This is a genomic window from Synechocystis salina LEGE 00031, from assembly GCF_015207985.1.
In the GTDB taxonomy this organism is placed as follows: Bacteria; Cyanobacteriota; Cyanobacteriia; order Cyanobacteriales; family Microcystaceae; genus Synechocystis; species Synechocystis salina.
In genome coordinates, this window is sequence record NZ_JADEVV010000004.1 from 41,475 (window position 1) to 64,928 (window position 23,454).

General features: G+C 49.9%; 24 protein-coding genes. 9 read left to right on the top strand and 15 right to left on the bottom strand.

What is annotated here, in order from left to right:
• Nucleotides 1-16: 16 nt before the first annotated feature.
• The 9 genes from IQ217_RS02120 (at nt 17) to IQ217_RS02160 (ending at nt 12,417) form a co-directional block, all read left to right on the top strand.
• Entirely contained in the window at nt 17-601 is a 585-nt protein-coding gene (locus tag IQ217_RS02120; protein ID WP_194018736.1) for a thioredoxin family protein, read from the top strand.
• A gap of 78 nt (nt 602-679) precedes the next feature.
• Nucleotides 680-2,680: an RNB domain-containing ribonuclease gene (locus IQ217_RS02125; RefSeq protein ID WP_194018737.1), complete on the top strand. Its 2,001-nt coding sequence runs from the start codon at nt 680-682 to the stop codon at nt 2,678-2,680.
• A 501-nt stretch (nt 2,681-3,181) separates the two neighbouring features.
• On the top strand, nt 3,182-4,396 hold the full coding sequence (locus IQ217_RS02130; RefSeq protein ID WP_190598659.1) for a response regulator: 1,215 nt from the start codon (nt 3,182-3,184) through the stop codon (nt 4,394-4,396).
• A 153-nt stretch (nt 4,397-4,549) separates the two neighbouring features.
• Entirely contained in the window at nt 4,550-4,915 is a 366-nt protein-coding gene (locus IQ217_RS02135) for a response regulator (RefSeq protein ID WP_190598658.1), read from the top strand.
• A gap of 32 nt (nt 4,916-4,947) precedes the next feature.
• Nucleotides 4,948-5,418 carry a CheW domain-containing protein gene (locus IQ217_RS02140; protein WP_194018738.1) on the top strand — a complete coding sequence of 157 codons (471 nt, stop codon included), beginning with the start codon at nt 4,948-4,950 and terminating at the stop codon, nt 5,416-5,418.
• A gap of 119 nt (nt 5,419-5,537) precedes the next feature.
• Nucleotides 5,538-7,991 carry a methyl-accepting chemotaxis protein gene (locus IQ217_RS02145; protein ID WP_194018739.1) on the top strand — a complete coding sequence of 818 codons (2,454 nt, stop codon included), beginning with the start codon at nt 5,538-5,540 and terminating at the stop codon, nt 7,989-7,991.
• Nucleotides 7,992-8,046: 55 nt separating this feature from the next.
• Nucleotides 8,047-10,815, top strand: coding sequence for a hybrid sensor histidine kinase/response regulator (locus IQ217_RS02150; RefSeq protein WP_194018740.1), 2,769 nt, complete (start codon nt 8,047-8,049; stop codon nt 10,813-10,815).
• 302 nt (nt 10,816-11,117) lie between these two features.
• Complete coding sequence (locus IQ217_RS02155) at nt 11,118-11,414, top strand: 2Fe-2S iron-sulfur cluster-binding protein (RefSeq protein ID WP_194018741.1); 297 nt, start codon at nt 11,118-11,120, stop codon at nt 11,412-11,414.
• On the top strand, nt 11,404-12,417 hold the full coding sequence (locus tag IQ217_RS02160) for an aromatic ring-hydroxylating dioxygenase subunit alpha (protein WP_194018742.1): 1,014 nt from the start codon (nt 11,404-11,406) through the stop codon (nt 12,415-12,417). Before IQ217_RS02155 ends, IQ217_RS02160 begins: the two co-directional genes overlap by 11 nt.
• Before the next feature lie 11 nt (nt 12,418-12,428).
• Here the strand turns inward: IQ217_RS02160 and IQ217_RS02165 are convergent, their stop codons facing one another.
• The 15 genes from IQ217_RS02165 to IQ217_RS02235 all read right to left on the bottom strand — a co-directional run bounded on the left by IQ217_RS02165 (nt 12,429) and on the right by IQ217_RS02235 (nt 23,131).
• The gene (locus IQ217_RS02165) at nt 12,429-12,677 is read right to left on the bottom strand and encodes a hypothetical protein (RefSeq protein WP_194018743.1); all 249 of its coding nucleotides are present in this window, start codon (nt 12,675-12,677) and stop codon (nt 12,429-12,431) included.
• Between the two features lie 173 nt (nt 12,678-12,850).
• Entirely contained in the window at nt 12,851-13,819 is a 969-nt protein-coding gene (locus IQ217_RS02170) for a GAF domain-containing protein (RefSeq protein WP_194018744.1), read from the bottom strand.
• Between the two features lie 134 nt (nt 13,820-13,953).
• Entirely contained in the window at nt 13,954-15,138 is a 1,185-nt protein-coding gene (locus IQ217_RS02175) for a lipid-A-disaccharide synthase-related protein (protein ID WP_265583604.1), read from the bottom strand.
• 208 nt (nt 15,139-15,346) lie between these two features.
• Nucleotides 15,347-15,838 (bottom strand): type II toxin-antitoxin system VapC family toxin, encoded by a 492-nt coding sequence (locus IQ217_RS02180; RefSeq protein ID WP_194018746.1) that lies wholly within the window; start codon nt 15,836-15,838, stop codon nt 15,347-15,349.
• Nucleotides 15,839-15,855: 17 nt separating this feature from the next.
• The gene (locus IQ217_RS02185) at nt 15,856-15,993 is read right to left on the bottom strand and encodes a hypothetical protein (RefSeq protein WP_194018789.1); all 138 of its coding nucleotides are present in this window, start codon (nt 15,991-15,993) and stop codon (nt 15,856-15,858) included.
• A gap of 24 nt (nt 15,994-16,017) precedes the next feature.
• Nucleotides 16,018-16,239, bottom strand: coding sequence for a hypothetical protein (locus IQ217_RS02190; RefSeq protein ID WP_194018747.1), 222 nt, complete (start codon nt 16,237-16,239; stop codon nt 16,018-16,020).
• 74 nt (nt 16,240-16,313) lie between these two features.
• Entirely contained in the window at nt 16,314-18,176 is a 1,863-nt protein-coding gene (spkG, locus tag IQ217_RS02195; protein WP_228023882.1) for a fatty acid biosynthesis serine/threonine-protein kinase SpkG, read from the bottom strand.
• A 120-nt stretch (nt 18,177-18,296) separates the two neighbouring features.
• Nucleotides 18,297-19,223 (bottom strand): slr0151 family photosystem II repair protein, encoded by a 927-nt coding sequence (locus IQ217_RS02200; RefSeq protein WP_194018748.1) that lies wholly within the window; start codon nt 19,221-19,223, stop codon nt 18,297-18,299.
• Between the two features lie 120 nt (nt 19,224-19,343).
• On the bottom strand, nt 19,344-19,655 hold the full coding sequence (locus IQ217_RS02205; RefSeq protein ID WP_194018749.1) for a 2Fe-2S iron-sulfur cluster-binding protein: 312 nt from the start codon (nt 19,653-19,655) through the stop codon (nt 19,344-19,346).
• Nucleotides 19,656-19,689: 34 nt separating this feature from the next.
• Nucleotides 19,690-20,160, bottom strand: a complete 471-nt coding sequence (locus IQ217_RS02210; RefSeq protein WP_194018750.1) for a globin family protein — start codon at nt 20,158-20,160, stop codon at nt 19,690-19,692.
• Nucleotides 20,161-20,212: 52 nt separating this feature from the next.
• Nucleotides 20,213-20,695, bottom strand: coding sequence for a 2Fe-2S iron-sulfur cluster-binding protein (locus IQ217_RS02215; protein WP_194018751.1), 483 nt, complete (start codon nt 20,693-20,695; stop codon nt 20,213-20,215).
• A 30-nt stretch (nt 20,696-20,725) separates the two neighbouring features.
• On the bottom strand, nt 20,726-21,391 hold the full coding sequence (locus IQ217_RS02220) for a V4R domain-containing protein (RefSeq protein ID WP_194018752.1): 666 nt from the start codon (nt 21,389-21,391) through the stop codon (nt 20,726-20,728).
• Nucleotides 21,392-21,393: 2 nt separating this feature from the next.
• A complete protein-coding gene (locus IQ217_RS02225; RefSeq protein WP_194018753.1) occupies nt 21,394-21,906 on the bottom strand; it encodes a globin family protein in 513 nt (170 codons plus the stop codon).
• Between the two features lie 14 nt (nt 21,907-21,920).
• Nucleotides 21,921-22,346 (bottom strand): hypothetical protein, encoded by a 426-nt coding sequence (locus IQ217_RS02230; protein ID WP_194018754.1) that lies wholly within the window; start codon nt 22,344-22,346, stop codon nt 21,921-21,923.
• Nucleotides 22,343-23,131 (bottom strand): V4R domain-containing protein, encoded by a 789-nt coding sequence (locus tag IQ217_RS02235; protein ID WP_194018755.1) that lies wholly within the window; start codon nt 23,129-23,131, stop codon nt 22,343-22,345. The genes IQ217_RS02230 and IQ217_RS02235 overlap by 4 nt, the downstream gene beginning before the upstream one ends.
• Nucleotides 23,132-23,454: the final 323 nt, after the last annotated feature.

Consider the following 23,454-nt stretch of genomic DNA (forward strand, 5'->3'; position numbering starts at 1 on the left):
ACGAACTGCTTTAACTATGGTTTTAACTCCCTCCACCATGCTCACCCTCGGTACCCAAGCACCGGATTTTTCCCTCTGGGACGTGACCACGGAAAAGTCCCTGACCCTAGGGGAAGCCATGGGGGAAAAAGGCCTACTGGTGATGTTCATCTGTTGTCATTGTCCCTTTGTGAAGCATATCCAGGCCCAGTTAAGTCAGTTGGGTAAGGATTACCAAAACTCTGGTTTGGCCATGGTGGCCATCAGCGCTAACGATGCGGCCAAGTACCCCGATGACGCTCCCCCAGGCCTGAAAAAAATGGCCCAGGATTGGGACTATCGCTTCCCGGTGCTGTACGACGAAACCCAGGCGATCGCCAAGGCCTACCGAGCGGCTTGCACCCCCGACTTTTTCCTCTTTGATGCCCAGGGGAAATTAGCTTACCGGGGCCAGTTGGATGATAGTCGTCCTAGCAATGGTTTGCCTGTGACCGGAGTCGACCTGAGACAGGCGATGGATTTAGTGCTGGCAGGTAGCCCTGTGCCAACGGAACAAAAACCCAGCATTGGTTGCAACATTAAGTGGAAACCGGGTAATGAACCCGATTATCAAAGCAATTAGGCGGTGAAAAATCTAAGGGGGAGTAACCCCTGTGCCAAAATAACGGGAGAGTAATTGTGACGGGGCAAAGGCATTCCGGTGGAAAAAGGCAAACTAATTGAATTTCGGCATCAAGGGGAACGGCGGTTGGCGGTGGTCGATCGCCCGGACGGCAAAAAGGATTGGGTGGTTATTGACCACCAGGGCCAGAGCCATAAACTGAAGCCCCAGCGGGTGGAGTACGAAATTCCCGGCGGCCCCTATACCACCGACGATTTGCCCAGTTTTTTGGGGGAGGTGGAACCATACCTCGATCCTTCTAGTTTGGAGGTGGCCTGGGAATTGTTAGTGGAAGATGGGGAAAGCATTACCCCGGCCGATTTAGCCCTCTTGCTGTTTTCTGGCCAGAGCCCCAGCCAATGCTATGCCGCCCATGCCCTGCTAGCGGAAGATAAGCTCTACTTCAAACAAAAAGGCGATCGTTACGAACCCCGCCCCAGTGGTCAAATTGAAGAAATCAAACATCAAATGCGGGTGCAAGCCCAAAAAGAAGAGGAGCAACAGGGTTTTATTGACCGAGTCAACCAAGTCCTGGCCGGAGAAATCGTAACTTGGCAGGGGAGCGATCGCCTACGGCTAGAAGCCCTAGAGAAATTCATCCTTTTCCCGGACCAAAACCATCGCCAAGCCTTGGATATTTTGCAAAGCCTTGATAAACCTGGCCGCACCGACGAAACCCAAAACCTCCTGATAGAATTAGGCATCTGGCAACGCCATGAAAATCTCTTTTTGCGTCGTAGTGCTTATCCCAACCAATTCCCCGCAAAGGTATCTGATGTGGCCCATGCTTACCTAACCAATCCTCCCCCCGACCCCGACCAAGAACGCCTCGATTTGACCGCCCTGAAGACCTACACCATCGACGATGAAAGTACTTCGGAAATTGACGATGGTCTGAGTGTGGAAACCTTGGCGGACGGTGGCCATCGGCTTTGGATTCATGTGGCTGACCCCACCCGACTATTGAGTCCCAACGACGAACTAGATTTAGAAGCCCGTAAGCGCAGCACCAGTCTTTACCTCCCCACGGGCATGATTTCCATGTTTCCGCCGGAATTGGCCACAGGACCCATGAGTTTACTCCAGGGCCAGCGGTGCGTGGCCCTCAGCTTTGGGGTGATTTTAGACGAAGTCGGAGCGGTGACGGATTTTACCATTGCCCCCAGTTGGGTCAAGCCCACCTATCGCCTCACCTATGAGGACGTGGACGAAATGCTGGTGCTGAAAATCCAGGGGGAACCGGAATTACCCTTACTAGCTGAGGCGGCTAAAAAACGGGCCCAATGGCGTAAATCCCAGGGGGCCATCACTATCAAAATGCCGGAAGCCATCATCAAGGTCAACGCTGACGAAGAAGTGCAAATATATCTCCAAGAAACCTCCGTTGCTCGGCAACTGGTGGCGGAAATGATGATCCTGGCTGGAGAAGTGGCGGGGCGTTTCTCTCAAGAGCATGGCATCCCGGTGCCATTTCGAGGCCAGCCCCAACCAGAGTTACCTTCCGATGAAGAATTGCTGTCCCTGCCGCCTGGTCCCGTGCGGGAATGTGCGGTGCGCCGTTGTATGCCCCGTAGTGAAGTGGGCATTACCCCCAGTCGCCATGCCAGTTTGGGGTTAGACCTCTATTCCCAAGCCACTTCCCCCATCCGTCGCTACACCGATTTAATTACCCATTTTCAAATTAAGGCCTATCTGCGGGGGGAACCGTTGCCTTTTTCCGGGGAGCAAGTGCAGGAAATTTTATATAGCGTTATGCCCTCTTCTAAGGAGGCCACCTTGGTGGAACGACAAACTAACCGCTACTGGAGCCTGGAATTTCTGCGGCGCAATATTAATGAGGTGTGGCAGGGGGTGATGCTCCGTTGGTTACGGGAGGATGATGGTCTGGGATTAATTCTCCTGGAAGAGTTGGGACTGGAACTACCCCACCGCTTTGACCGCCCCATTTCCCCTGGCGATCGCCTGAGCTTGAAAGTTAGTAACGCTGATCCACACCGAGACGAAATCCGTTTTCGGGAATTGCTGGCTAACGAAGCCTAGGATAAAGAGTCTGTGTTTTTATAGTCCCACTTGAAAGGCCGTTTTTGGCATTCTATCCAGGTTGGGTATTTGTTTTTATTGTGGTTTACGGTGGATTAGTTCTACAAAAAATATCTATTTATAACAAAAAAAGTCTTCTTGTATAAGTAAAAATTGTGTTTCCACTTAGGTATTTGTGTAAATAAAATTTGAGCCCCCACTTAAGTAGTTGAACACTGAAATTTAATTACAATAAATGTAGCAACAGATACTACTAAGAGAGGACGTTTCCCATAAATTGAGGTGCAAAAAGGATTCGGGGATGTATGCTTGGTGTACAAATTGGGTAGTGCTTGATTTTGGACAGAAGATAGGGTTAGACTCTACTCGTTAATTTTTTTTGTTCTCATTATGAAAAGTTAACTTAGGATTAAAAAATGGTTAACTTACAGAATTAATAAGAATTGACAGGTTTAACTCCGCCCTTGATGGACTTTTTTGCTCAAACGCCATTGTTGTCCTATGCAGTCTCCCCTGTCTCCTTCCCCAGATACGAATCAGACTCTATTGGAGCTGGCCTATCCCCCGCCGCCTCCCCCTAATGTTATGGAAGCCTCAGCGTCGCCGGTTACTGAAAATCCGAACCTCTATCAGATTTTGCAGAGTCTCATCGTTAATGAGAGTTCGGGTAAGCTCATTGTCCATAGTCAGGCTAACCCTGATGTTCAATGGCGCGTTTATCTTGGCAATGGCCGCATACATTATGCAGGGAGTGAGCAGGGGCAACGGGAAAGGCTCAGTTACCTTTTCCAGCGGTATATTCCCACGAAGAACATCCGTCTAGAAGAGCCCATTGCAAGCGACTATCAGTACCTCTGTGAGTTGTGGGATTCCCAGCAGTTTTCCTTTCAAGAAATTCGTTCCATTCTGGCCAAGTTGACCCAGGAAGCATTGGTACAAATCCTTTCCCTATCCCAGCCGGTGTGTGTGTTCGAGGAAACGGTGGGTTTGGATCGTTTGTTGCTCTATCTTGATTTCAAGCAGTTGATGCAGCCCGCCACCCAGGAGATCAAACATTGGCTCAAGGTCCGCACTGTTATCAATTCCCCTTTTCAAAGGGCGATCGCCGACAATGTGGATGCGATTTTGCCTGGGCTATGTAAGCTTGAGCACATCACCAGCGACTTGCTGAACCGCTACCAAAAACTGCCGGAATTGGTGGCACAGGAAACATGTGTGTATGAGATTGCTGAATCCCTAAACACCAGCACCCTCAACGTGGCGATCGTTCTCAAAACCTTAGTGGACCAAGGGATAATCTCCATGGGGCCCTACGAACCCCAGGAGGAGGATAATCGCCCCGTCATTGCCTGTGTGGATGACAGTCCCTCTATCCAAAGGGTAGTGAGCTTTGCTCTGGAGGCCACCGGCTTTAAGGTGATCAATATTAAACAGGCCGCCAGCGCCCTAACCACCTTGATGCATGCCAAACCGGCTCTGATTTTGATGGACATCAATATGCCCGACATTGACGGCTATCAACTGTGCAGTATTTGCAATAAATCTGAAGCACTCAAACATATTCCCATTGTGATGTTGACCGGCCGCAGTGGGGTTTTAGACCGGGTAAAAGCTAAAATGCACGGCTCCGTTGGCTATATTTGCAAGCCCTTCCAACCCCAGGAATTGGTGGAAACAGTGCAGAGCTTTATTTCCGTTAATCCCATGACGGTTTAATCAATTTCACTAACACCATTGACTGCTCAGGGCGGCTCTAAATTGTGGAGTCAAATTTTAAATCTAATGCCTAAACCACACTCAAATTAATCACCAAGATTGCTGTCACTAGTTTATGATTATTATCGTTAAGAATTGTCTAGGGAGATACCAGTGAAAACTGTTTTAGTTGTGGAAGATACCAAATCTGACCAATTATTGGTTCAGGGCCTTTTGAAATCCATGGGCACAGAAACGGTCATTTGCAACAATGCCGACGAGGCTCTGGATTGGCTAGACAAAAACAAGGTGCCGGACTTAATCATGCTGGACATCGTTATGCCAGATGTTAGTGGTTATGATCTATGTCGCAAAATTCGCGGCGAATTAGCTCTGGAAGATGTGCCCATTGTTTTCTGTTCCACCAAGAACGAAGATTATGACCGGTTTTGGGCCCTGCGGCAGGGGGGCAATGCTTACTTAATTAAGCCCTATAGCCCCATTGAGTTGATGAAAACCGTTAAGCCCTATATTTCCTAAAATTTGCCAATGCTGACTATGGTGATGGGGTTATGGTAGAGGACTATTTTTGGATTGACTTAGGTTTGGCCCTAACGGTGGCTATTCCTTTGACGAAAACTAGGGAGGTGTTATCGTTTCCCCTTAATTCCCTTTGTCTGATTCCTGGGGTGAGACCGGAGTTGCTGGGGGTGAGTAATCAACGGGGAAATTTGCTTTGGGTGATGGATTTGCCCCGCCTATTGTCTCCGACCACGGCCAAGCCTCTCAATTACCGGACCTTAAATAATACTAAGGCGGTGGTACTGGTGGGGGAATCGGCCCAGGTTGCGGCGATCGCCGAAGGGTTGAAGGGGATTGTCAGCTTTGAACGGGGGGAAATTAAGCCCCTACGGGAACCTTTTTTATTGGGAGAAGGCAACAAAGATGGGGAAACCATTCTCATTTTGGATGTGGATCAAGTCTTTACCTGGTTTCAAGGAGGGGGGAGTGGTGTTTACCCAGGAGAGAAGGCTGCAAAATAGGAAAAAACGACAATTTACCTGTTTTTTGCGGTCTATTGACAAAACTATTTCCACTCCTTGTTAGTCATTAATATTGCTCCGTTAGTTTTCTATTCATTGTTTATCCATTGGGAACCGCCATGGCCAGCTCCACCACTACCCCCAAGTTTTCCGCAGAGATCCTCGAATTAGAAAAAATTGCCCTGGGAGCTCCGGACGATCTGTTTGCCAACATCGTTTTGGCTGGGGCCCTGCAGGAAGAGGAATTTTGGCAGGAGGCGGCCCACTATTACCAAAAAGCTAGGGCTTTGGACTCCGATGGCATTTATGCCGAAACCATCTCTAAGGCCTTGGCGGAAATTGGTCCCCATTTACCCGAGGAAGAGGAAGAGGAAATCCGTCCCCAGGTTTTGACGGAGGAAGAAAAAAAGCAAGCCTATCCCCCGGAAATTTTGGCCCTCCAGGAAACTGTGCGCGATCGCCCAGATGATTTGGTGGCGCAAATTAGTTTTGCCAGTGCTTTGGAAGCGGGGGGCTTTTTACCTGATGCCCTGGCGGCCTACGAAGATCTAAAAATCCGAGACGAAGAGGGAATCTTCCACACCACCTGTGACCAGGCGATCGCCGGCATTGAAGCCCAATTGGCTGACCCGAAGCGAGTTACCCAGGCCACGGGTTGGACGGGGACCCTGAAATACGCCGCTGCCACCGATGATTTGGCTCTGGATGAGGAGCGCTCTAATTTAACGCTGCAAAAACGCTGGGCCAATCTCCCCATTGCAGCTAAACAGTTCACCGCCTTTGTGGCCTCCAGTGCCCTGACGGTGGTGGGGGTAGTGGGTACGGGTATGGCCATTGCCCTGGTGACGGGGCGGGCCCAACTGGCCAACCAAACCATGGCGGAGTTAGTCATCTCCGAAAATAACTATAACGTCAGCGTCCAAGGCAACATTGTTGATTTTGGCGATCGCTCCCGCAGTGTGGTCCGGGAAACTTTAGAGATTCTCAATGGGGGCTACAATGCCATCTACACCATTAACCCCGCTGGCAATTTGGAATTGTCCGTGTCGGCCCTAGAAACGGAGGATGCCCAGGGTAATGCCCGCATTGCCGACAGTGTGCCCCTAGAAAATTTGACCCTAGTAGAGCAAGCTCGCAGTGGCGGAACGGAAATGGTGGCCGGTCGGGGGGACATCCGTGGTGTGCCCTTTACCATTGCGGTCAAACCCATCAGTGATGGCCAGGGGGAAGTGACTGCTTTTTTGGTGCGGGGTAAACAGGAACAGGCTTTGATGGACTTGCTGGAAACCACTTTCCTCCTGCAGATGGGGGTGGGGGGTCTGGCCCTGGTGGTGGCGGCGATCGTGGCCTATTGGCTGGGAAGAACTTTGACTAAGCCCCTAAAAACTTTACAGACTACCGCCCAAAAGTTGGGGGAGGGGGACACCAGTATGCGGGCAGTGGTGGAATCCAAGGATGAGGTAGGGGAATTGGCCCGCACCTTTAACGCCATGGCAGAACAAATTGAGGCTTCTACCCAATCCCTGCAGGAAACCTCCTTGGAACGGCAACGGGAAGCGGAAAACCAACGGCGCCAAAAAGAAGAACTCCAAGAAGGGGTGGTGCGGTTGTTGACGGATATTGAAGAATCCTCCCGGGGGGATTTGACTGTGCGCAGTTCGGTGGAAGCCGGGGCAGTGGGGGCGATCGCCGATGCCTTCAATGCCACCCTAGCGGGGTTGAGAAAACTGGTTAAACAGGTGGTGGATACGGCGACGGAGGTAAGTGGCCAGGCCCAGGAAGATAGTGAGGAGATCACTAGTTTGTCTGACAATGCGCTGGAACAGGCCCGGGCTCTGGAATCGGCCACGGCTTCGGTGGCGGAAATGGCCCAATCCATTGAATCCGTAGCTAAAAGTGCCCAAACGGCAGCGGCGATCGCCAAACAGGGTAACGAAGCCGCCCAGCAGGGGCAAAACACCATGGACCAAACGGTGGACAGTATCTATAAGGTGCGGGGGCGGGTAGCAGAAATTTCCAAAAAATCGAAGCGATTGGCGGAATCTTCGCTGGAAATCTCTAAAATTGTCGGTATTATCGCTGGTATCTCCGAAAAAACCAACTTGTTGGCTTTTAACGCCTCCATTGAAGCCGCTCGGGCCGGGGAAAATGGCCAGGGCTTCCGGATCGTTGCGGATGAGGTACGTCGTCTAGCGGAAATGGTCACCCTTTCTGCCCAGGAAATTGAACAGGTAATTCTGAGCATCCAAGAAGAAACCTCCCAAATGAGCCAACTAATGGAAGAAAGCACCAACGAGGTGGTAACTGGCACCCAACTAGTGCAAAAAACCAAGGAAACCCTGCAAAATCTGACCCAAATTAGTGAGGAAATTGATGGCCTCCTCGATTCCATCTCCCGTAACACCGAATCCCAACGGTTGGCCTCCCAGACGGTGACGGAAACGGTACAGAACGTAGCCAGTGTGGCAAAATCCACCTCCGATAAATCTCAGCAGGTATCCCAATCCCTCCAGTCCCTGGCTAAAACCGCTGTGGATCTACAAACCGCCGCCGGTAAATTCAAAGTGGAATAGGTCAAAAATTTTTTCATGCCTCGTCCAAACGCCTAACTCTCCATCTGGTCAACGTATGTTTGATGCCGCCACCTTAGCCGCCATTACCGCCGAAGCCCGCCAGGCCTTTCTGGAGGAAGATGCGCCGGAATGTTTAGAACAGTTGACAGTGGGTTTTCAGTCCTTGGAACAGGTGTTGAACTCTGCCGGGGATGCCCAGCAACGCCAGAAATTAATCCAAGATATGGGACGGGCGGCCCATTCCCTGAAGGGGGGAGCGGGCATGTCGGCCCTCACTCCCCTGCAAACCCTTTGCCATCGCCTAGAGGATTTATTTGAAGCCCTGGAACAAGGAAGGGTGGAAGATACCTCCGTGGCAGTGGGTTTGATTGGCATGACCATTGAAGAAACCCAGGCCATGGTGGAGTTAGCTAACAGTGGCCAGTTGCTGGATACGGATGAGCCACCGGAACTAGCCTTGGCCCTAGGAGAATTTCTGGCCACCTGTCAACCCCAGCCTGCCCAGGGGGAAACGGTTAGTGGCAATGTGTCTCAATTTGTGCGGACTTCCCTCTCGGTGGAATTGGAGGCCTGTTTAGATCGGGTGGAACGTCGGTTGGAACGGGGCGGCACGGCCGGGGAATTGCGGGAAAGTTTTAGTCTTTTACTGGAGGAATGTACTCTTCTGGGCCAGGCCCTTAGCTGTGAATGGCTAGAGGAAACCGCCAAGGAATTCCGGGCCCAACTAGCCGAGCCTTCCCTTGATTTGCCCAGCTTTATCCCTCCGGCGATCGCCACGTTGAGATCCCTAAGGGCGCAGTTTCTAGCAGGGGAATTAACGCCCCCAGCAGATCCACCCCCAGTGGCCGTCGTAGAAGCCCCAGTCCCTGTGACCATGGCCCAGACTGAGCCAGTCCCTGTTACCGTTACTGCCTCAGCACCGCTCCCCGTAAAATCGCCTGTCGCAGTTAGGCCGACCACTAGCCGCCAAACTCTCCGTATTCCCCTCGATCGCCTCAATAAACTGAGCAACACAGTCAGCGAACTGCTAATCAACCAGGAGAGGTTATTGGAATACGACAAACAACTGCGCCAGGCCAGTCGTAACTTGAAAAAACGGGGACAACAGTTAATCCCCATGCGGGAACAGGTGGAGTCTCTCTATGACGAACTGTCCTTTAGTGACCAAACCAAAGTCATCCCCGGCAATGGAGGGGAGCCCAGTGAAGGCCAAAGTAGTCTAGGCATAGCTGGGTTAGTGGACTTTGACGCGTTGGAAATGGATAGTTACACCGCTGTCCACGGCATTTTGCAGAGGTTTCAAGAACTGATGGTGCAGGTGCAGGAAATCCAGGAAGACGTGGATTTAGTGGAACGGGATTTACAGGAAACTTTGATTCAAATGAGTCAATCCCTCCATCAGTTGGATAGTGAGTTGACCCAATCCCGTCTGGTGCCCTTTCGGGGTCTTGCCCAATCCTTTGCCCAACCCCTAGAAAAATTAGGCGATCGCCATAAAAAGCCGATACAGTTTGCAGTTGAAGGGGAAACAACCTTGGTGGAGGTGGCCATTCTCGACCAGTTACGCACCCCCCTCACCCATTTAATCCGCAATGCCTTTGACCATGGCCTAGAATTTGTGCCGGAACGCCAGGCCCAGGGCAAACCCCCCCAGGGAACCATCACCCTCAGCGCCAGCACGGCTAATAACCAAGTGCTGATCACCGTAGCCGACGACGGTCGGGGCATTGATCCAGAGAAAATTGCCCGCAAAGCAGTGGAACTGGGTTGGTTAACGGAAGCACAATCAGGGAGCATGGCCGAAGCCCGAATACTTGATTTTCTCTTCCAGCCGGGATTTTCCACCGCGGCGGAGGTTAGCAACCTGTCCGGCCGGGGCCTGGGGCTAGACATTGTCAAGCAGATGATCGAAGCCCTGCGGGGGACATTGACGGTGGAAACTAAACTGGGCCAGGGCAGTCGTTTTCTCATCCGTATTCCCCTCAGCCTTAACATTGTGCCCCTACTGTTGGTGCGCTATCAACAGCGGTTACTGGCGTTTCCTTCCGAAAGTGTGTTGCGTATTTTGCCCCTGGATGATTACCCCGTTAAAAATGGCCGGGTGGAGTGGCAATCCCAAATTATGGAAGCCCGCCCCCTGGATGAGGTGTTACCCCAAATTTATCCCCAGGGTTTTAGTCCTTCCCCTGGTTTACCCCATAAAGTCGGCCTCATGGTCAACCTCGGCGATCGCCCGGCATTGTTAACGGTGGAGCAAATTGTCGATGAACGGCCCCTAGTGGTCAAGGCTTTGGATGCCATCACCCCCATTCCTTCCTATGTGGCGGGTTGCACTGTGTTGGGGACTGGGGATGTGGTGCCTGTATTAATTCCCAACAATTTTGCTGTGCTCTGGCGCATGGAACCCACCCTGACCCAAGCTCCCAGCGTCCTTGGTACTGGCCAAACAACGATTCTGGTCATAGACGACTCCGTCACAGTACGGCGGACTCTACAACGGGTATTGGGGGGCACTTTCCGTTTGATCCAATGTCGGGATGGCAAGGAAGCCTGGGATTTGCTCAACCGGCAGAACCAAGGCATTGATTTAGCCCTGTGTGACATCGAAATGCCCAATATGGACGGCTTTAGCCTCCTGCAATTGGTGCGGGCCCACCGGGTATGGCATAGCTTGACGGTGATTATGCTTACTTCCAGGGAAAATCCCCTCCACCGTAGCCGAGCCCAGGCCTTAGGTGCCAGTGGCTACCTTACCAAACCTTTCCAACCAAACCAACTACTAGATACCATTGACCAATTTTTGGCAGAAACTGCTAGGAATTAAATCAACTAACAAGACTTTTCCAGTCGGCGATCTCCCTTGCATTGCTTCAGGATCTCCATTGAATTGGAAAACTTCTGCAATATCCATCAAATGAGAGTTTGAGAAGTGGCTTGTTGCTTTTTACTTCTATCTGGACAATTTGAGTTACTAGCAAGACCTTGATTTTTGTCCAGAAGGAGTTAGAAAACTTCTTTTTTGAAGCGGACCATATTTTGTGATGCTACTATCCCATTGGAAGTTTAGGCTTTGACACCAGACTTGCCCGTATTGTCATACATAGGCGATCGCCAATTTTGAAAATTATGAATCATTGCATAATTTCCTTCCCTGAAAGTAATTTTTCGCTCCTATCATTACAATTTAATGCTCGTCTAGGGGAATATTTAACCCCAGAGAACTCGCCAATTTTATTCGGTTGTCGCACAGGATTATGTGGTACCTGTCTAGTGCGGGTTGTGGGGGAACTCCCTCCTCCAGAGGCCGAGGAAAGGGAACTGTTGGCTATTTTGGCCCCCGATGACGCCCAAGCTAGATTGGCCTGTCAAATTAAGTTAACGGGAGATATTGCGATTAGAACCTATCAAAGCGATGAAATTTGAAGATTTTTGGTATGTGGCCGCGGAAAGTAGGCATTTAAAGTCTGGCCAAGTTTTGGCTCGGCAAATTTTGGGGCAATGGTTAGCAATTTTTCGAGATCACCATGGCACGGCGATCGCCTTGGAGGATCGTTGTGTCCATCGCCATAGTCGCCTTTCCTGCGGTTCGGTAAAGCAAGGTAATCTTCACTGTCCCTACCACGGTTGGATTTATGATCATCGAGGGCAAGTTATTGGTGTGCCAGCGGAGGGTCGGCAGTTTAAACCAAGGGAAAATTTGCAGACAAAATGTTACCAAACGATGGAGCAGGAAGGCTTTATTTATGTCTGTTTAGGGAACCCCATTCAACCCCCTTTTGCTTTACCCCAGTATGGTGAAAAAGGTTGGCAGAGGATAAGGCTAATCCACCAATTTGCCAATAACGTCACCAACTGCGTTGAGAATTTCATTGACATTCCCCACACAGCTTCGGTGCATCCAGGTATTTTTCGCACTGCCCAACGGCAAGCCATACAAATGACTGTGCATCGCCATCAAGGACAAGTCAAAGCTGAGTATCATAACGAAAATAATAATTTGGGTTGGTGGGGCAAATTCCTCAATTCCCAGGGCAATGAAATTATTCATACTGACCGGTTTATGATGCCGAATACCACGTCTGTGGAATATAAATTTAATGCCCAACGTCATTTATTTATTACTAGCCAATCGGTGCCCGAAACGGAGCAATCTACCCTAGTTTATACAGACGTTGCCTTCAATTATGGCATTTGGAATTTATTTGCCATTCCTTTGGTTTGGGGGACTGCAAAACGGATTATTGCCCAGGACTTAAAAATTCTTGCCATCCAACAGGAAGTAATCGCAAAATACGGCACCAATTTTAATCACACCCCCGCCGATACTATCCATATTTTTGTGGAATCCATCCGCACGGCGATCGCCAAGGGAGAAGATCCGCGACAGTTGCCAGATAAGAGTGTGGAAGTAACTTTCTACGTTTGATGGGTAGGGCTTTATGGATCGTTGGGCTTGGGGCGACGCATTCCTTTGCCCAGATAGGCAATGCAAAAAGTAGTCAGGGCCATCATGGTTAAATTGAAGTTCTGGGTGGTTCCCCAGAGGGTGAGGGGACAGAGGAGAAACACCGCTAAACTGAGGTAGATTTTTGCTCTGCCTGAACCGGACTTTTGTTTAATTTGCTTAGGTTTATTGCCAACCTTGGTAGAGAAAAATAATCGCTTCAACCGCCGGTAACTCTTCATACGTTTCTGTTGTATTGCTCGTGGAATTTATCCTTAAAATTCTAGTTATTCCAGTCATGAAATGGGTCTTGAAGACCTCCCCCGCTCCCCAGTGAAAAAGTAAACTTCAGCCGCAGTGTAACCAAAATGCAGATGGGTATGGAAGGGATAATTCTGAACTTTTACCCACTTTTCTAGGCTGGCAAAAGCATACAAACAACGTGGGCAACCTGGCCATGGTTATCTAGAATGGGGGAAAACCAAGCATCGTAGAACCAAGTGCCATGGTCAACCCGTTCCAATTGCACACTGACGGACTCAATCACATTGTTAGCTAAAGCATGGCTGATCAAACTTTTTAATTCGTTAGCTTCGGGTAACAAATAATAAATCGATTTACCAATGCTTTCTTTGGGGTCAAGGCCAATTTGTGCTAAATATTTTCCCCCACATTTTAGCAATACTCCTTGGTTATCTAAAATGAAAATCACACTGGGAAACCATAAAATAGCCTGGTTTAAGAGGTCATCTTCCTGTTGGATCAGGGTCTCATTTTGTTTATGTTTGGTTTGAATGCGGGCATTGTTCAAGACTAGGGCAATTAATTCCGCCGTTTTTTCCATGGCGATGGCAGAGGCCGGGGTGAAATGGTCCGCTTGGGAATGCATCAGGGTTAAAATCCCCAATAATTCGTCTCCCCAAACAATGGGAACCCCCAGGGCCGACAGGGCATTGTAGGGTTCGTCGGGCAGTTTCAGCCAACGGTAATCCTTAGTGGTGTCGTTAATTAATCCCGTTCTTTTATTTTCCCTGACCCAACCCGCCAGTCCTTTATCCAACACTTGGCCGACAAGATTTTTTTTCTGATTTTGGTCGGTGGCTCCCCTGGCCAAAATACTCTCTGTGACCCGGCCGTCGCCATCTAGTAAGAAAAGACTGCCCAACTGGGCCCCCGTTTGGTGAATGGAGGCTTCCATGGTTTTTTGCAACGTGGCCTTAATCAACATCCGCCCCGCGGAGACGTTGGTGAGGGAAATAAAGCCTTTGAGAATTTTATTTTGGATATCCAGGGTGTTGTTACTGGCTTTGAGGCTGGCCAACTCCTGCTCTAGGGCTTCGATTCTGGCTAGAGACTGATCTGGATTGGGATCGTAGATGCTCATACACGGAGGACGATGAAAATTGGCCTAGACGCTTTTATCCTAATCTTCTTGGGGATTTTCCGGTTGTTAAAGGGAAGACTTTTCCTTGATCTGGTGGGTGAGTTGCAGTAAATGATAGCGATATTGACCGCATTCTACCCCTTGCTGGCCAAAGTTTTGGCAGTTTCGGCAATATAGTTGGCGATCGCCAGGGAACCACCGGGGGGACCAATGCGTTCTTGCCCGTTCTGCCGACAGCTTTGTTGATAATGGTGATCTGCCAAAATTTCCAGGGCTTTCTGACTAGCTTGACTGATTAAATTGGCTGCCTGGGGATTTTGGCCAATGGTGGTGACGGAACGGCCTAATAACCGCATTTGAGCTTCCGCAAAACCATAGGTAAATTGGGGGCCACGGCCAGGAATTTGTAACACTGGCTTACCTAAACCCACGGCCTGTTCCACCGCAGTACCGGCCATGCCTAACACTAAATCCGCCTGCTGGAGAATGTCGGCAAATTGCTGCCAGGAAAGGTGAATGGTGCAGTTCCCCCGTTCCAGGCGATCGCCGTGGTATTGCCAACCATGCTCCACTGCCAAGGTTTGTAGATGCTCCACCGTCACTGCGGGTACGAGGGCGGCCCAAAAATCCAATACTTTTTCCTGGGCAATGGCTCCACAGAGGGGTAATAGTTGGCCCAAATTGTTTAACGCTTCCGGCACCCGGCTACCGGGTAAAAGGGCAATGAGGGTGTTGCTGTGCCGTTGCAATGGCTGTCCCGTCGGTTGGAGAGCGTCCATGATCGGATAGCCCAAACAACGAATATTAATGCCCCGTTGTCCTAAATCCTCCGCTGTTAAATGGTCTTTGGCGATCGCCCCGAGACAATGGCGAGATTTTAAACACCAGGCCACAGTAAAGGGCAAGGGTAACCGGCCTTCGTAATAACTGGAATTGGCCACCAAAAAACTCAGGTAGGGCTTACCACTGAGACGGGCAAAGGCCAAGGGCACAATGTCACCGATCGCCACAATGAGGTCAAATTGATGTTTTTGTTTGAGTAGGGCTTTAATTTGCTTAATGGTCAGGCCCACTAAACCACCAACAATGTCTTGCCACCAAGTCAAAAAGCCAGTGTAAATTAGCCCCCCGGAGGGCAGAGGTTGGGTCGGGGCAATGATACTAATCCCCCTCTGTTGATAAGCTTTGCCTTCCCCTACCAAGGGCAGGGCAAACAGATCAAATTCCGGCGATCGCCCTTGTAGGGCATCGATAATCAGGCCGGCGTTGAGGTCTTCTCCGTGGCCGTTACTAATGAAAAGGATCTTCACTGGGGTCATGCGAATAGAGCCACTTTGGTCATTCTGACTCTTGATTGTGATGATTTAGGGAAGACAAAAGTTTGGGTTGAAGCATCTCGGTTCTTTGGCCTGTAAGGGGAAACCTTGTTCTTGCCAATGCTTGAGATCCGCCACAATCGCGTGGATGTTGTAGCCATGTTTGGCCGCATACTCATCTCGCAAGCGTCGTGTTTCTTCAACTATATGATCATTCCACATCAGAATTAACTCCGAGCAGTTCCTCGGGAGTGCAAAGGATAGGGGACTCAAAGCCAAATTCTCGGCAGGCACGTTCAATAAGGTAACGTTTAACTGCGTTGGCAATGTGTTTACAATTCCAGGTAAGCAAAAAATCAAGTTGGTGATAAGTCGCTATTGCAATATGTAATGCGTCCGCCACTGCGTTCTGGGGGAGGGCCTCTCTTTGAATAAGATATTCGGAAAGAGCTTCAGCTTCTTGGGTAATAGCAATAACGGGAATGTCCCGCAACCATTCTAAACGGGCCGATGCGGCCTCTGGGTTTCTGTTACTGGCTTCCCGAAGCACCAGGGCGGAAGTGTAGAGAGAAAAATTGATGCGCTCTGTGGCCCACCATTCGTAGCTGATCTGTTGATGCCCTGCGGCAACCACATCCCGGCTGGGACGGGCTGCGAGGTAGCTAATCACACTTGTTTCGACGTAAACCGTACTTTTTTTCATGGTTTAGACCAAAGTGTCTATTCATAGGCTTTCCCTATCCCCACCAAGGGCAGAACAAACAGATCAAATTCCGGCGATCGCCGTTGTAGGGCATCGATAATCAGGCCGGCGTTGAGGTCTTCTCCGTGGCCGTTACTAATGAAAAGGATCTTCACTGGGGTAATTAGAACCAAACTGCTTCAGTCATCTTTATCGTTGTCATCATTGTCATTATCTTCCTCGTTATTATCATTGTGGTCATCATTGGCATGATTGTCGTTATCCCCGGCCCTATCTTCTTGCTGTTCCATGTTCTGTTGATTTTGTCTACCTTCCTCTTCCCGATTACCACCGCCGCAACCACTGACCAATAACAAACACCCCACAACAAGCAAAGACAAAAGTAAGCCAGGTTTAAACATTGTCCTCAATTCCCTTAGATTGCAAAAAAATGACGGTGGTTACCCTTAGGTAACAACAGTTACAGTTTGCGATCTTAACGTTTTTCTTGGCGTTGGCGGATAATGTTTTCCACCTGGGAGCCCAAATCCAGCAGACGTAAATTTCCCCCATTGCCCTGCCACGTGGCAAACAAGCAGAGATAACGACCCATGGGGGCGATCGCCGTGATAGTTTCCCCTAGGGAAAAATTGCCAAATAGAAAACCCTCATAATCCAACAGAGCCACTTCCCCATGGCGATCAGCCAGTAAATAGCCCCAGGGAAAAGGCTGAACGAATTGGGGCTGGACATTTAAAGCAATGCGATTGACTTTTAGGGGTTGTAGGCGAACCAAAATACCGGTTTGGGGGGCATCATCGGCCAAGCCAAACAGATGGTTACGGGAGTAGCGGTTAACCACCAATTGAGACACTAAAAAAGAAAGACGAAATGCCGGAAACACAGACCCCCGCCGATTAAATAGGAAAAAAACAGTCTGACGGTGACTCGCAGTTGATGGTGACTGCACTAACAGGCCATGGTTTTGATCTAGGGTGAGCAGTTGGCAAGGACATCGAGTTGGCAACGCCGGGGCCACCGCTAAGCAGAGGTCAGTCCGCCATACCTGAAAGTAACCTTTAGCACTGCTTTGATCCCCCACCACCACTGCCAGGGTTTTGCCCCCGGGGCTCAGGTTAGCCAACAGACGATCTGCTTGCAAATTGATGCAGGGCTTGGGTAGGCAAAGATTGCTAAGTAGGGTTTCTTGCCATTGGTAAAATTGCCATTCTCCTGGTTCCCCCCCCTGGATTAACAGGTTAATTTGGTCTTGGTTTACCTCCAGGTTAGCCATGGTTCCCGGTAAACCCAAAGACCATCGGGGCAAGGGATGGTGCTCGAAATTGCCGTCGCCATATTGCCATAGGTACAGTTCAGTCCCATTGCCCAGATACAACCAAAGTCCTGCCCTGGTTAGATGGTTGACGGGAAATAGCAAAGGGGTACTGTGTTTCACCGTGGCCGTAAAAGTCAGCGAGGCCGGGGCAAGGTGATGGTAAAGATAGCCGTTAGCCTGGGGGAGACTCTGTTCCAATGCTTGTTTTTGGGCCGTTGCCAAAGCACTGGCCATGGCTGCGGCACTGGAAAATCGCCGTTGGGGCAATTTCTCCAAAGCTCGTTGGACGATGGAACCAAGCAAGGGGGGAAATTCCGGCGGTAAAGTTAGGCGGGTATTGAGATGGGCCGTCTGTAAAGCTTTAGGAAATCCTGAAAATGGGCGATCGCCGACAATGAGCTCGTACAGTAAAATGCCCACTGCATAAATGTCGGAAGCCACAGAAAATTTGCCGTAGAAGCGTTCCGGGGCCATATAGGCGGGGGAACCAGTATAACCTTTGCCGAAGTTAGGATTGCCCGTTTTTGCCGTCAGGCGAGCAATGCCAAAATCTGATACTTTCACCTGCCACCCCTCTCCCCGCGGAATTAACAGGATATTTTCTGGTTTGAGGTCACAGTGGACAATGTCATGCTGATGGGCCTGGGCCAAACCCAGCAATATCTGTCGTACTAGGTCTATTTTTCCCACCACACATAAATCTCCATCCCCATCGATAATGTCCCGTAGAGTTCCCCCCTCACAGTAATCCATCACCAAATAGCGCCCCCCAGGATGGTATTCCAAGCCATGGCAAGCCACAATGTTGGGATGGCGTAGGGTCAGCAGATAGGACAGTTCCCGCAGAAATTTGTTGGTGGGAAATACCCGGTGCTCCAAATCCTTGAGGGCAAACATTCTACCCGTAAGCCGGTGGATAGCACAGTAAACCCGTCCGAACTGTCCCTGTCCAATTTGTCCAATAATTCTATATTGGGAACGGGGAAACAGTGGCATAACCGCCACATTGGCAGTCTTCACCATAAAAAACACGCCTAGGACAGGGAGTGACTCTATCTTACCTTTGTCCCAGGCGATTATTGCTGTTGTTGTTGTCTTGGAGGCAATGGGGGAAGTCTTGGCCAACGGGCTGAAACCGCAGCTTTAACCAAACAAGTTGGCCGCCGTGGTGTCGCTTTCTTCCGTCAACAGGGGTTTAATTTCCCGGTCTGGATCGGCAATGTAAGCTTCATGGTCAACACCATCCGCTGGGGCCATTGCCGGGGTGGCTTCCACTTCTAGCTCCAGATCTTCCACTGGCCCTTCATAGTAGTGCTTATGGAGAGCCCTGGCCACTTCATAATTGTCCAAATCCCCTTGGTCAAAATAGAGCTTGTAGGCCTGACGTAAATCGTCCGTGGCTTGCTTGCGGTTATCTAGGCGGGCGTAGGCCATGCCCCGATGGTGAAAAGCACCGGCCAAATCGCCCCTGAGACGAATGGCTTCCGTGCAATCCCGCACTGCTTCGGTCCAATCTTCCAAGCGGAAATGGCTCAAGCCCCTTTGGTAATAAGCCTCAGCATGGGGATAGGCGGCAATGCTTTGGGTGCAGGTTTCCATAGTGCGTAACTCCTGAACCACAGCAACTAGGTCTTGATGTTGGTGGTCTAGGATTTCATGGGTCTGTGCAGCGGTTGCCCGGAAAGCTTTGGTCAAATTTGCTTGGTTAGCGGCGATCGCCTGTTGCTGTTGACCGAGGGAAGTTTGAACATCCCCTTGGAATTTTTGTAGATATTCCTGCAGATGGGCTTGGTTTTGGTTCACCAACTGGACAATCTGGGCCGCTGTGGCCTGTTGATTGGCCAACAAATGCTGTTCCAATTGCTTACGGTTAAATAAATGGAGTCCGACCCCGGCCGCCACTGGAATTACCCCGGCCGCTGGGTTAGCAGGCAAAACCACACTGGCGATCGCCCCACCGATTAACGCTACCACCGACAAGCCATCCCAGAGCCCGGATTTGTAGCCCGTGGTTGGGGCCCCGTTTCCCTGGGAAGTTACCGTTTGTTCATTAACTTGATTTTCCATCATAATCCTGATTCCTTTGCCGACAATGGATAGAACACAGATTGCTAGAGCTCAGAAAAGCCCATCAACAGAGTTTGAACATGCTGGGCATCCTATGGAAGATGGGAGAACCCCGCTGGAGATTTAACCAAATAAAGCTTCCTCTTGGTGAGTAAGAATTTTGCAATTGGCAGTGGCATAGGCCGCACAGAGCAACACACAACCCGCCGCCAATTCCTCCGGCTTGAGGAAATCAGACCCCTTATCCGTATGCTCAACGGTCCCCTCCAGTAATTGACCTGCACAGGCCACACAGGACGCCGCCCGACAGGAATAGGGCAAATCCAATCCCTGATTTTCCGCCGCTTCGAGAATTAACTCATCCGCTGCCACCTGGATGGTGACATCACTGCCCGTGGCCGGATTGACCAAATTAACGGAATAAAGCGTACCCATGAATGATCCAAACAATTGATTCAAAATTAGCCCATTAGCTACTGAGAATGGTGTGGTCCAACTTCAGCGCTGGCAACACCATTGCCACCTCATCAGGTTCCAGAAATTCCTTAATGGTTTCCTGGATCACTTTATAACTAATCTTGGCGTACTCAGTATAGTTGTAAGCACGCACAATAGTTTGGTACCAAATCAATAAACCCTCCCGCAGGCGGTCTAAATCCCCAAATAAAATGGCCGTAATTGAACAACGGAACACATTGGTCATATCCCGCCGACAAATCTCAGTCACATCCCGATCGCCCATGTGGAAAGTATCCTGGGGCAGGTTCCGTTTTTCCGCTTCCCAGCGGTTAATAATTTGTTCTTCGTTGTCCCGGATTTTTTCATAGGCACTAATACGAATTTCCGCCGTATCCAACAAATCCTGCAAAAACTGCAACTCTTGATCCGTGGCGTAACGGCCATCGGCATCAATGGTCAAACGAGTTAGGGATTTAAACATCAATCACATACCTCATAAAAATAAAAATCAAACTGCCCCCATGGGCCGGTGCCTACTCATCCACATCCTTGGCAATTTGGATTTTGGCTGCCTGTAACTGATCTGCTAATTGACTAATCATCGAACGGGTAATTAATTTACCTTTTTCCACCAGGATGCCCCCATCCCGAGGATTTAAAATGTTTTCCTCCGCCCGACGGCCAATCAGTTCCTCGATGTCCTCGATTTCACTGACGTACATCCCAGCGGGCAACTCCACCACCACCCCTTCGTCCAACACCCGGGCCTGGCAGGCCAAGCGAGAATAGCGACTATGGGTAGTAATCACCTCTAGGGTGCGCTGTTCCCGACGGTTGAGGGGGGAAAGACTTTCCATCCCAGCGGTGACGTAAACGTGACAAGTGGCACACATCCCCCGACCACCACACTCCTTCATAATTCGCAAATCTTGACTAAGTAATCCTGAAAGCAGATTATCGTTAGTCTCAATGGCGACTTTTAAATTGATGGGGTCGAGTCTAATGGTTTTAGCCACACAATCCTCCTTAGTGCTGTAATACTGATATTAGCCCTGTTGGCGACAGAGCAATTCCATAATGGTGGCATGGTCATGGCCTTCTGTTAACCAAGCAGAAACTGGTTTAAGGCGCTCCTTCAGGCCGAGGATGAAAAGATTTTTTTCCGCCCCCAGGGACTCACAGACGGTTTGCTCACAATGGAGCTTTTCACCGGTTAACTGTGAGAAAAAGGCGGCCAGCATGCCCGCTTCCAGGAAACCCATGGGGCTTTTGCCCTGGGGAGCACAGGCCACAAAAGGGGAATTAATCACCTCGGCCACAATGAAGCCGTTTTGGTAGTATTTCAAGTCGATATCCACCAGGCCGTAACCGTGGGATTTCCAACATTGTTTAAAGGTCTGCAGGAATTCCACCATGGCCATGGCCTGGATTGGCTTGCCATAGTATTCCTGCAGTTCGTCGGCAAAGCGCTTATAGAAAGCACTGCCCCAGGTTTTGCCACAGGCGGTGAGAGCCACCCCAGCCCCAATGCCTAGTTCGGAATCTAGGGCGGTGAATAGACCCTTGATGAGGGTATCGGGCAGGGCAATCAGACGGGCTCCACTGCGATTTTCCAACAGGCCAAACTCGTTATCCCCTTGGAGATAAACGTCCGGGGCAAAGTAGTTACCTTTGGGGGGTTGGGCATTAATCAGAGCATTTACGTCAATCATCGTTACTCTCCTAGGGTCATCATTTCTGCTTCTTCCTCTGGGGCGGGCGCAGGGGCCTGGCCGAGGATGGTTTGGTCTGCCTGGGCTAAAAAGGGTTCTAGGAGATGGTATTGGAGGGGCTCCAACAGGGACTGTAACTGTTCTTTTAGTAATTCCGATACCCTGGTTTCCATGGCCACCATTTCATGGGCCTGTACCACTCCCTCTAGCCACTCCAACAAACGGTATTGTAGGTATTCGGGATTACTCAGGAGCATGGCCATGGCTCCGTAGCGCAAAATGCTAATCCAATGCAGGAGAGCTTGGTGCAGTTGGGCCACCGGTGCATCGTTAAATTCCATTTCCAATTGGTCGGCGATCGCCTGGAAAAGAATAGTTTCCCCATCCCGCAGGAGGCGGTAGGTGTTTAACCGTTCTTGCATTAAGCCTAAATTTTTGCGGAAGGAAATAATTTCCAGAGGATGGAGATAATGGTCTTCCGCCCGATGAAAGAGCCGTTCAAAATCCTTTTGCATAATTTTATGGACCCCTAAAATAAATCGGAAAGATCTTCCAAACCAATGGCCGGTTCTACCTTGGTCACCGGCGCTTTTTGTTCTAGTTGTTCTAGCTTGGCAGGGCGAGAACTGGCGATCGCCAATGGTTGAGGCAATGGCTGACCTTGCCACTGAATACCCCGACAAAAATCCGCCACCGAGGCTGTGAGGGAAAGGGGTCGGGGAGGGGCTTTGGGACGATGCAACGTCGGTAAGTTTTCCCCCCCAGGGCGGGATTGTTGCCCAGTCCAATTTCCCTGGGAAAAGAAGTCCGCCACCGACAAACAAACCAAAGAGGGCAAGTTATCTAGGCTTTCCTCCGTCACCGAAGACTCCAACACCCGGGGGGAGCCCTGCCAGTTGTAACCCCGGAAAAAATCCCCCACTTTCATCTGGGCCCATTGGGCTGGATGGATCATTTGAGGTACTCTCCCTTAACCAGCTTGGTGGCAATGTCATTGGCATTGGCCCCTTCGTTTTGCCAGAAGGTGGCCGCATCAATGCGGTCCTGTTTGCCGATTAGAAACTTGCAATAGGTTTCCCCCATGGCGTAGCACTGAATTTCAATGCAGTTGAGGGACTTTTTCACCAGGCGACTGAAGAACCCTGCCAACAGGCCAGCGTAAATATGACAGACTGGTTTACCCACATCTCCCAAGGTGCGGGCCACGGCGGAGTCGAAAATGTCCACAAACAGAAAACCGTTTTTTTGCTCACTGAGGTCAATGGCCCAGTTCCCCCAGCCCTGGGCAGTGAAGGGCCACCACCAACCTTCCAGCACATAGTTAAGATTGAGCTCGCTCAAAGAACTGGTGTAACCAAATTCGGCCAGGAACCATTGATTAAAAAACTCAGCATCGTAATGACCCCACTCTTTCCCGATGTTGTACATGACCACACTGGAGGCGTTGCCCACTTCCTCTTGCAAACCGTCAATTAAGCCAACTATAAAATCTTCGCTGGTAAGAACGTTACGGCAATTATTCCAGTCCACAATGGAACCAGAATTCATTTGAAAACAAAAGAAGTCCTCCACTTGATAGTGGTGGTGTTTGTTGGGATGAACCTTTCTTAAACTATGTTCCAACAAGTTAGATCCTTTGACCTGGGCCGGAGTGTTTGATGTACTAATGGAAGTTAAAACCATGGACGACATCCCCTTGGGTATGGTGAAAAAATCAGTTTGGCTTGGCAGGCAACCCATCTATGGGTTAGAAAAGGATTCAGGATAAAACGGGTAAATGCGGTGAAAAACAAGAGCCTTGCCCTGGGTTCACGGTGTTGAGTAATTCTGAATAACCACTGGCTATTTTCCTAAATGGGGAAAATTCAACCAACGGCTGACCCACTTTGTAGCCAGTACAAAGCTTAATCAGTGTTACTCTAAAAATCCCAACTAATTCTAATTTTTACATGGCTTTTGTAGGCAGGATAAATCTCCGTTACAAAACGTTGTCAAAGTAGAAAAGACAACTAAACATTTCTCCATTAATTATTGTTAAGTTTGTATTTCTTCTGTTGACAAAA

Coding starts and splice junctions, on each gene's coding strand:
- IQ217_RS02145 (WP_194018739.1), top strand. CDS start 5,538: ATGGCCAGCTCCACCACTACCCCCAAGTTTTCCGCAGAGATCCTCGAA.
- IQ217_RS02155 (WP_194018741.1), top strand. CDS start 11,118: ATGAATCATTGCATAATTTCCTTCCCTGAAAGTAATTTTTCGCTCCTA.
- IQ217_RS02180 (WP_194018746.1), bottom strand. CDS start 15,838: ATGAAAAAAAGTACGGTTTACGTCGAAACAAGTGTGATTAGCTACCTC.
- IQ217_RS02170 (WP_194018744.1), bottom strand. CDS start 13,819: ATGAGCATCTACGATCCCAATCCAGATCAGTCTCTAGCCAGAATCGAA.
- IQ217_RS02160 (WP_194018742.1), top strand. CDS start 11,404: ATGAAATTTGAAGATTTTTGGTATGTGGCCGCGGAAAGTAGGCATTTA.
- IQ217_RS02140 (WP_194018738.1), top strand. CDS start 4,948: ATGGTAGAGGACTATTTTTGGATTGACTTAGGTTTGGCCCTAACGGTG.
- IQ217_RS02225 (WP_194018753.1), bottom strand. CDS start 21,906: ATGCAAAAGGATTTTGAACGGCTCTTTCATCGGGCGGAAGACCATTAT.
- IQ217_RS02175 (WP_265583604.1), bottom strand. CDS start 15,138: ATGACCCCAGTGAAGATCCTTTTCATTAGTAACGGCCACGGAGAAGAC.
- IQ217_RS02130 (WP_190598659.1), top strand. CDS start 3,182: ATGCAGTCTCCCCTGTCTCCTTCCCCAGATACGAATCAGACTCTATTG.
- IQ217_RS02200 (WP_194018748.1), bottom strand. CDS start 19,223: ATGATGGAAAATCAAGTTAATGAACAAACGGTAACTTCCCAGGGAAAC.
- IQ217_RS02150 (WP_194018740.1), top strand. CDS start 8,047: ATGTTTGATGCCGCCACCTTAGCCGCCATTACCGCCGAAGCCCGCCAG.
- IQ217_RS02120 (WP_194018736.1), top strand. CDS start 17: ATGGTTTTAACTCCCTCCACCATGCTCACCCTCGGTACCCAAGCACCG.
- IQ217_RS02190 (WP_194018747.1), bottom strand. CDS start 16,239: ATGTTTAAACCTGGCTTACTTTTGTCTTTGCTTGTTGTGGGGTGTTTG.
- IQ217_RS02165 (WP_194018743.1), bottom strand. CDS start 12,677: ATGAAGAGTTACCGGCGGTTGAAGCGATTATTTTTCTCTACCAAGGTT.
- IQ217_RS02210 (WP_194018750.1), bottom strand. CDS start 20,160: ATGTTTAAATCCCTAACTCGTTTGACCATTGATGCCGATGGCCGTTAC.
- IQ217_RS02205 (WP_194018749.1), bottom strand. CDS start 19,655: ATGGGTACGCTTTATTCCGTTAATTTGGTCAATCCGGCCACGGGCAGT.
- IQ217_RS02235 (WP_194018755.1), bottom strand. CDS start 23,131: ATGGGTTGCCTGCCAAGCCAAACTGATTTTTTCACCATACCCAAGGGG.
- IQ217_RS02230 (WP_194018754.1), bottom strand. CDS start 22,346: ATGATCCATCCAGCCCAATGGGCCCAGATGAAAGTGGGGGATTTTTTC.
- IQ217_RS02220 (WP_194018752.1), bottom strand. CDS start 21,391: ATGATTGACGTAAATGCTCTGATTAATGCCCAACCCCCCAAAGGTAAC.
- spkG (WP_228023882.1), bottom strand. CDS start 18,176: ATGGTGAAGACTGCCAATGTGGCGGTTATGCCACTGTTTCCCCGTTCC.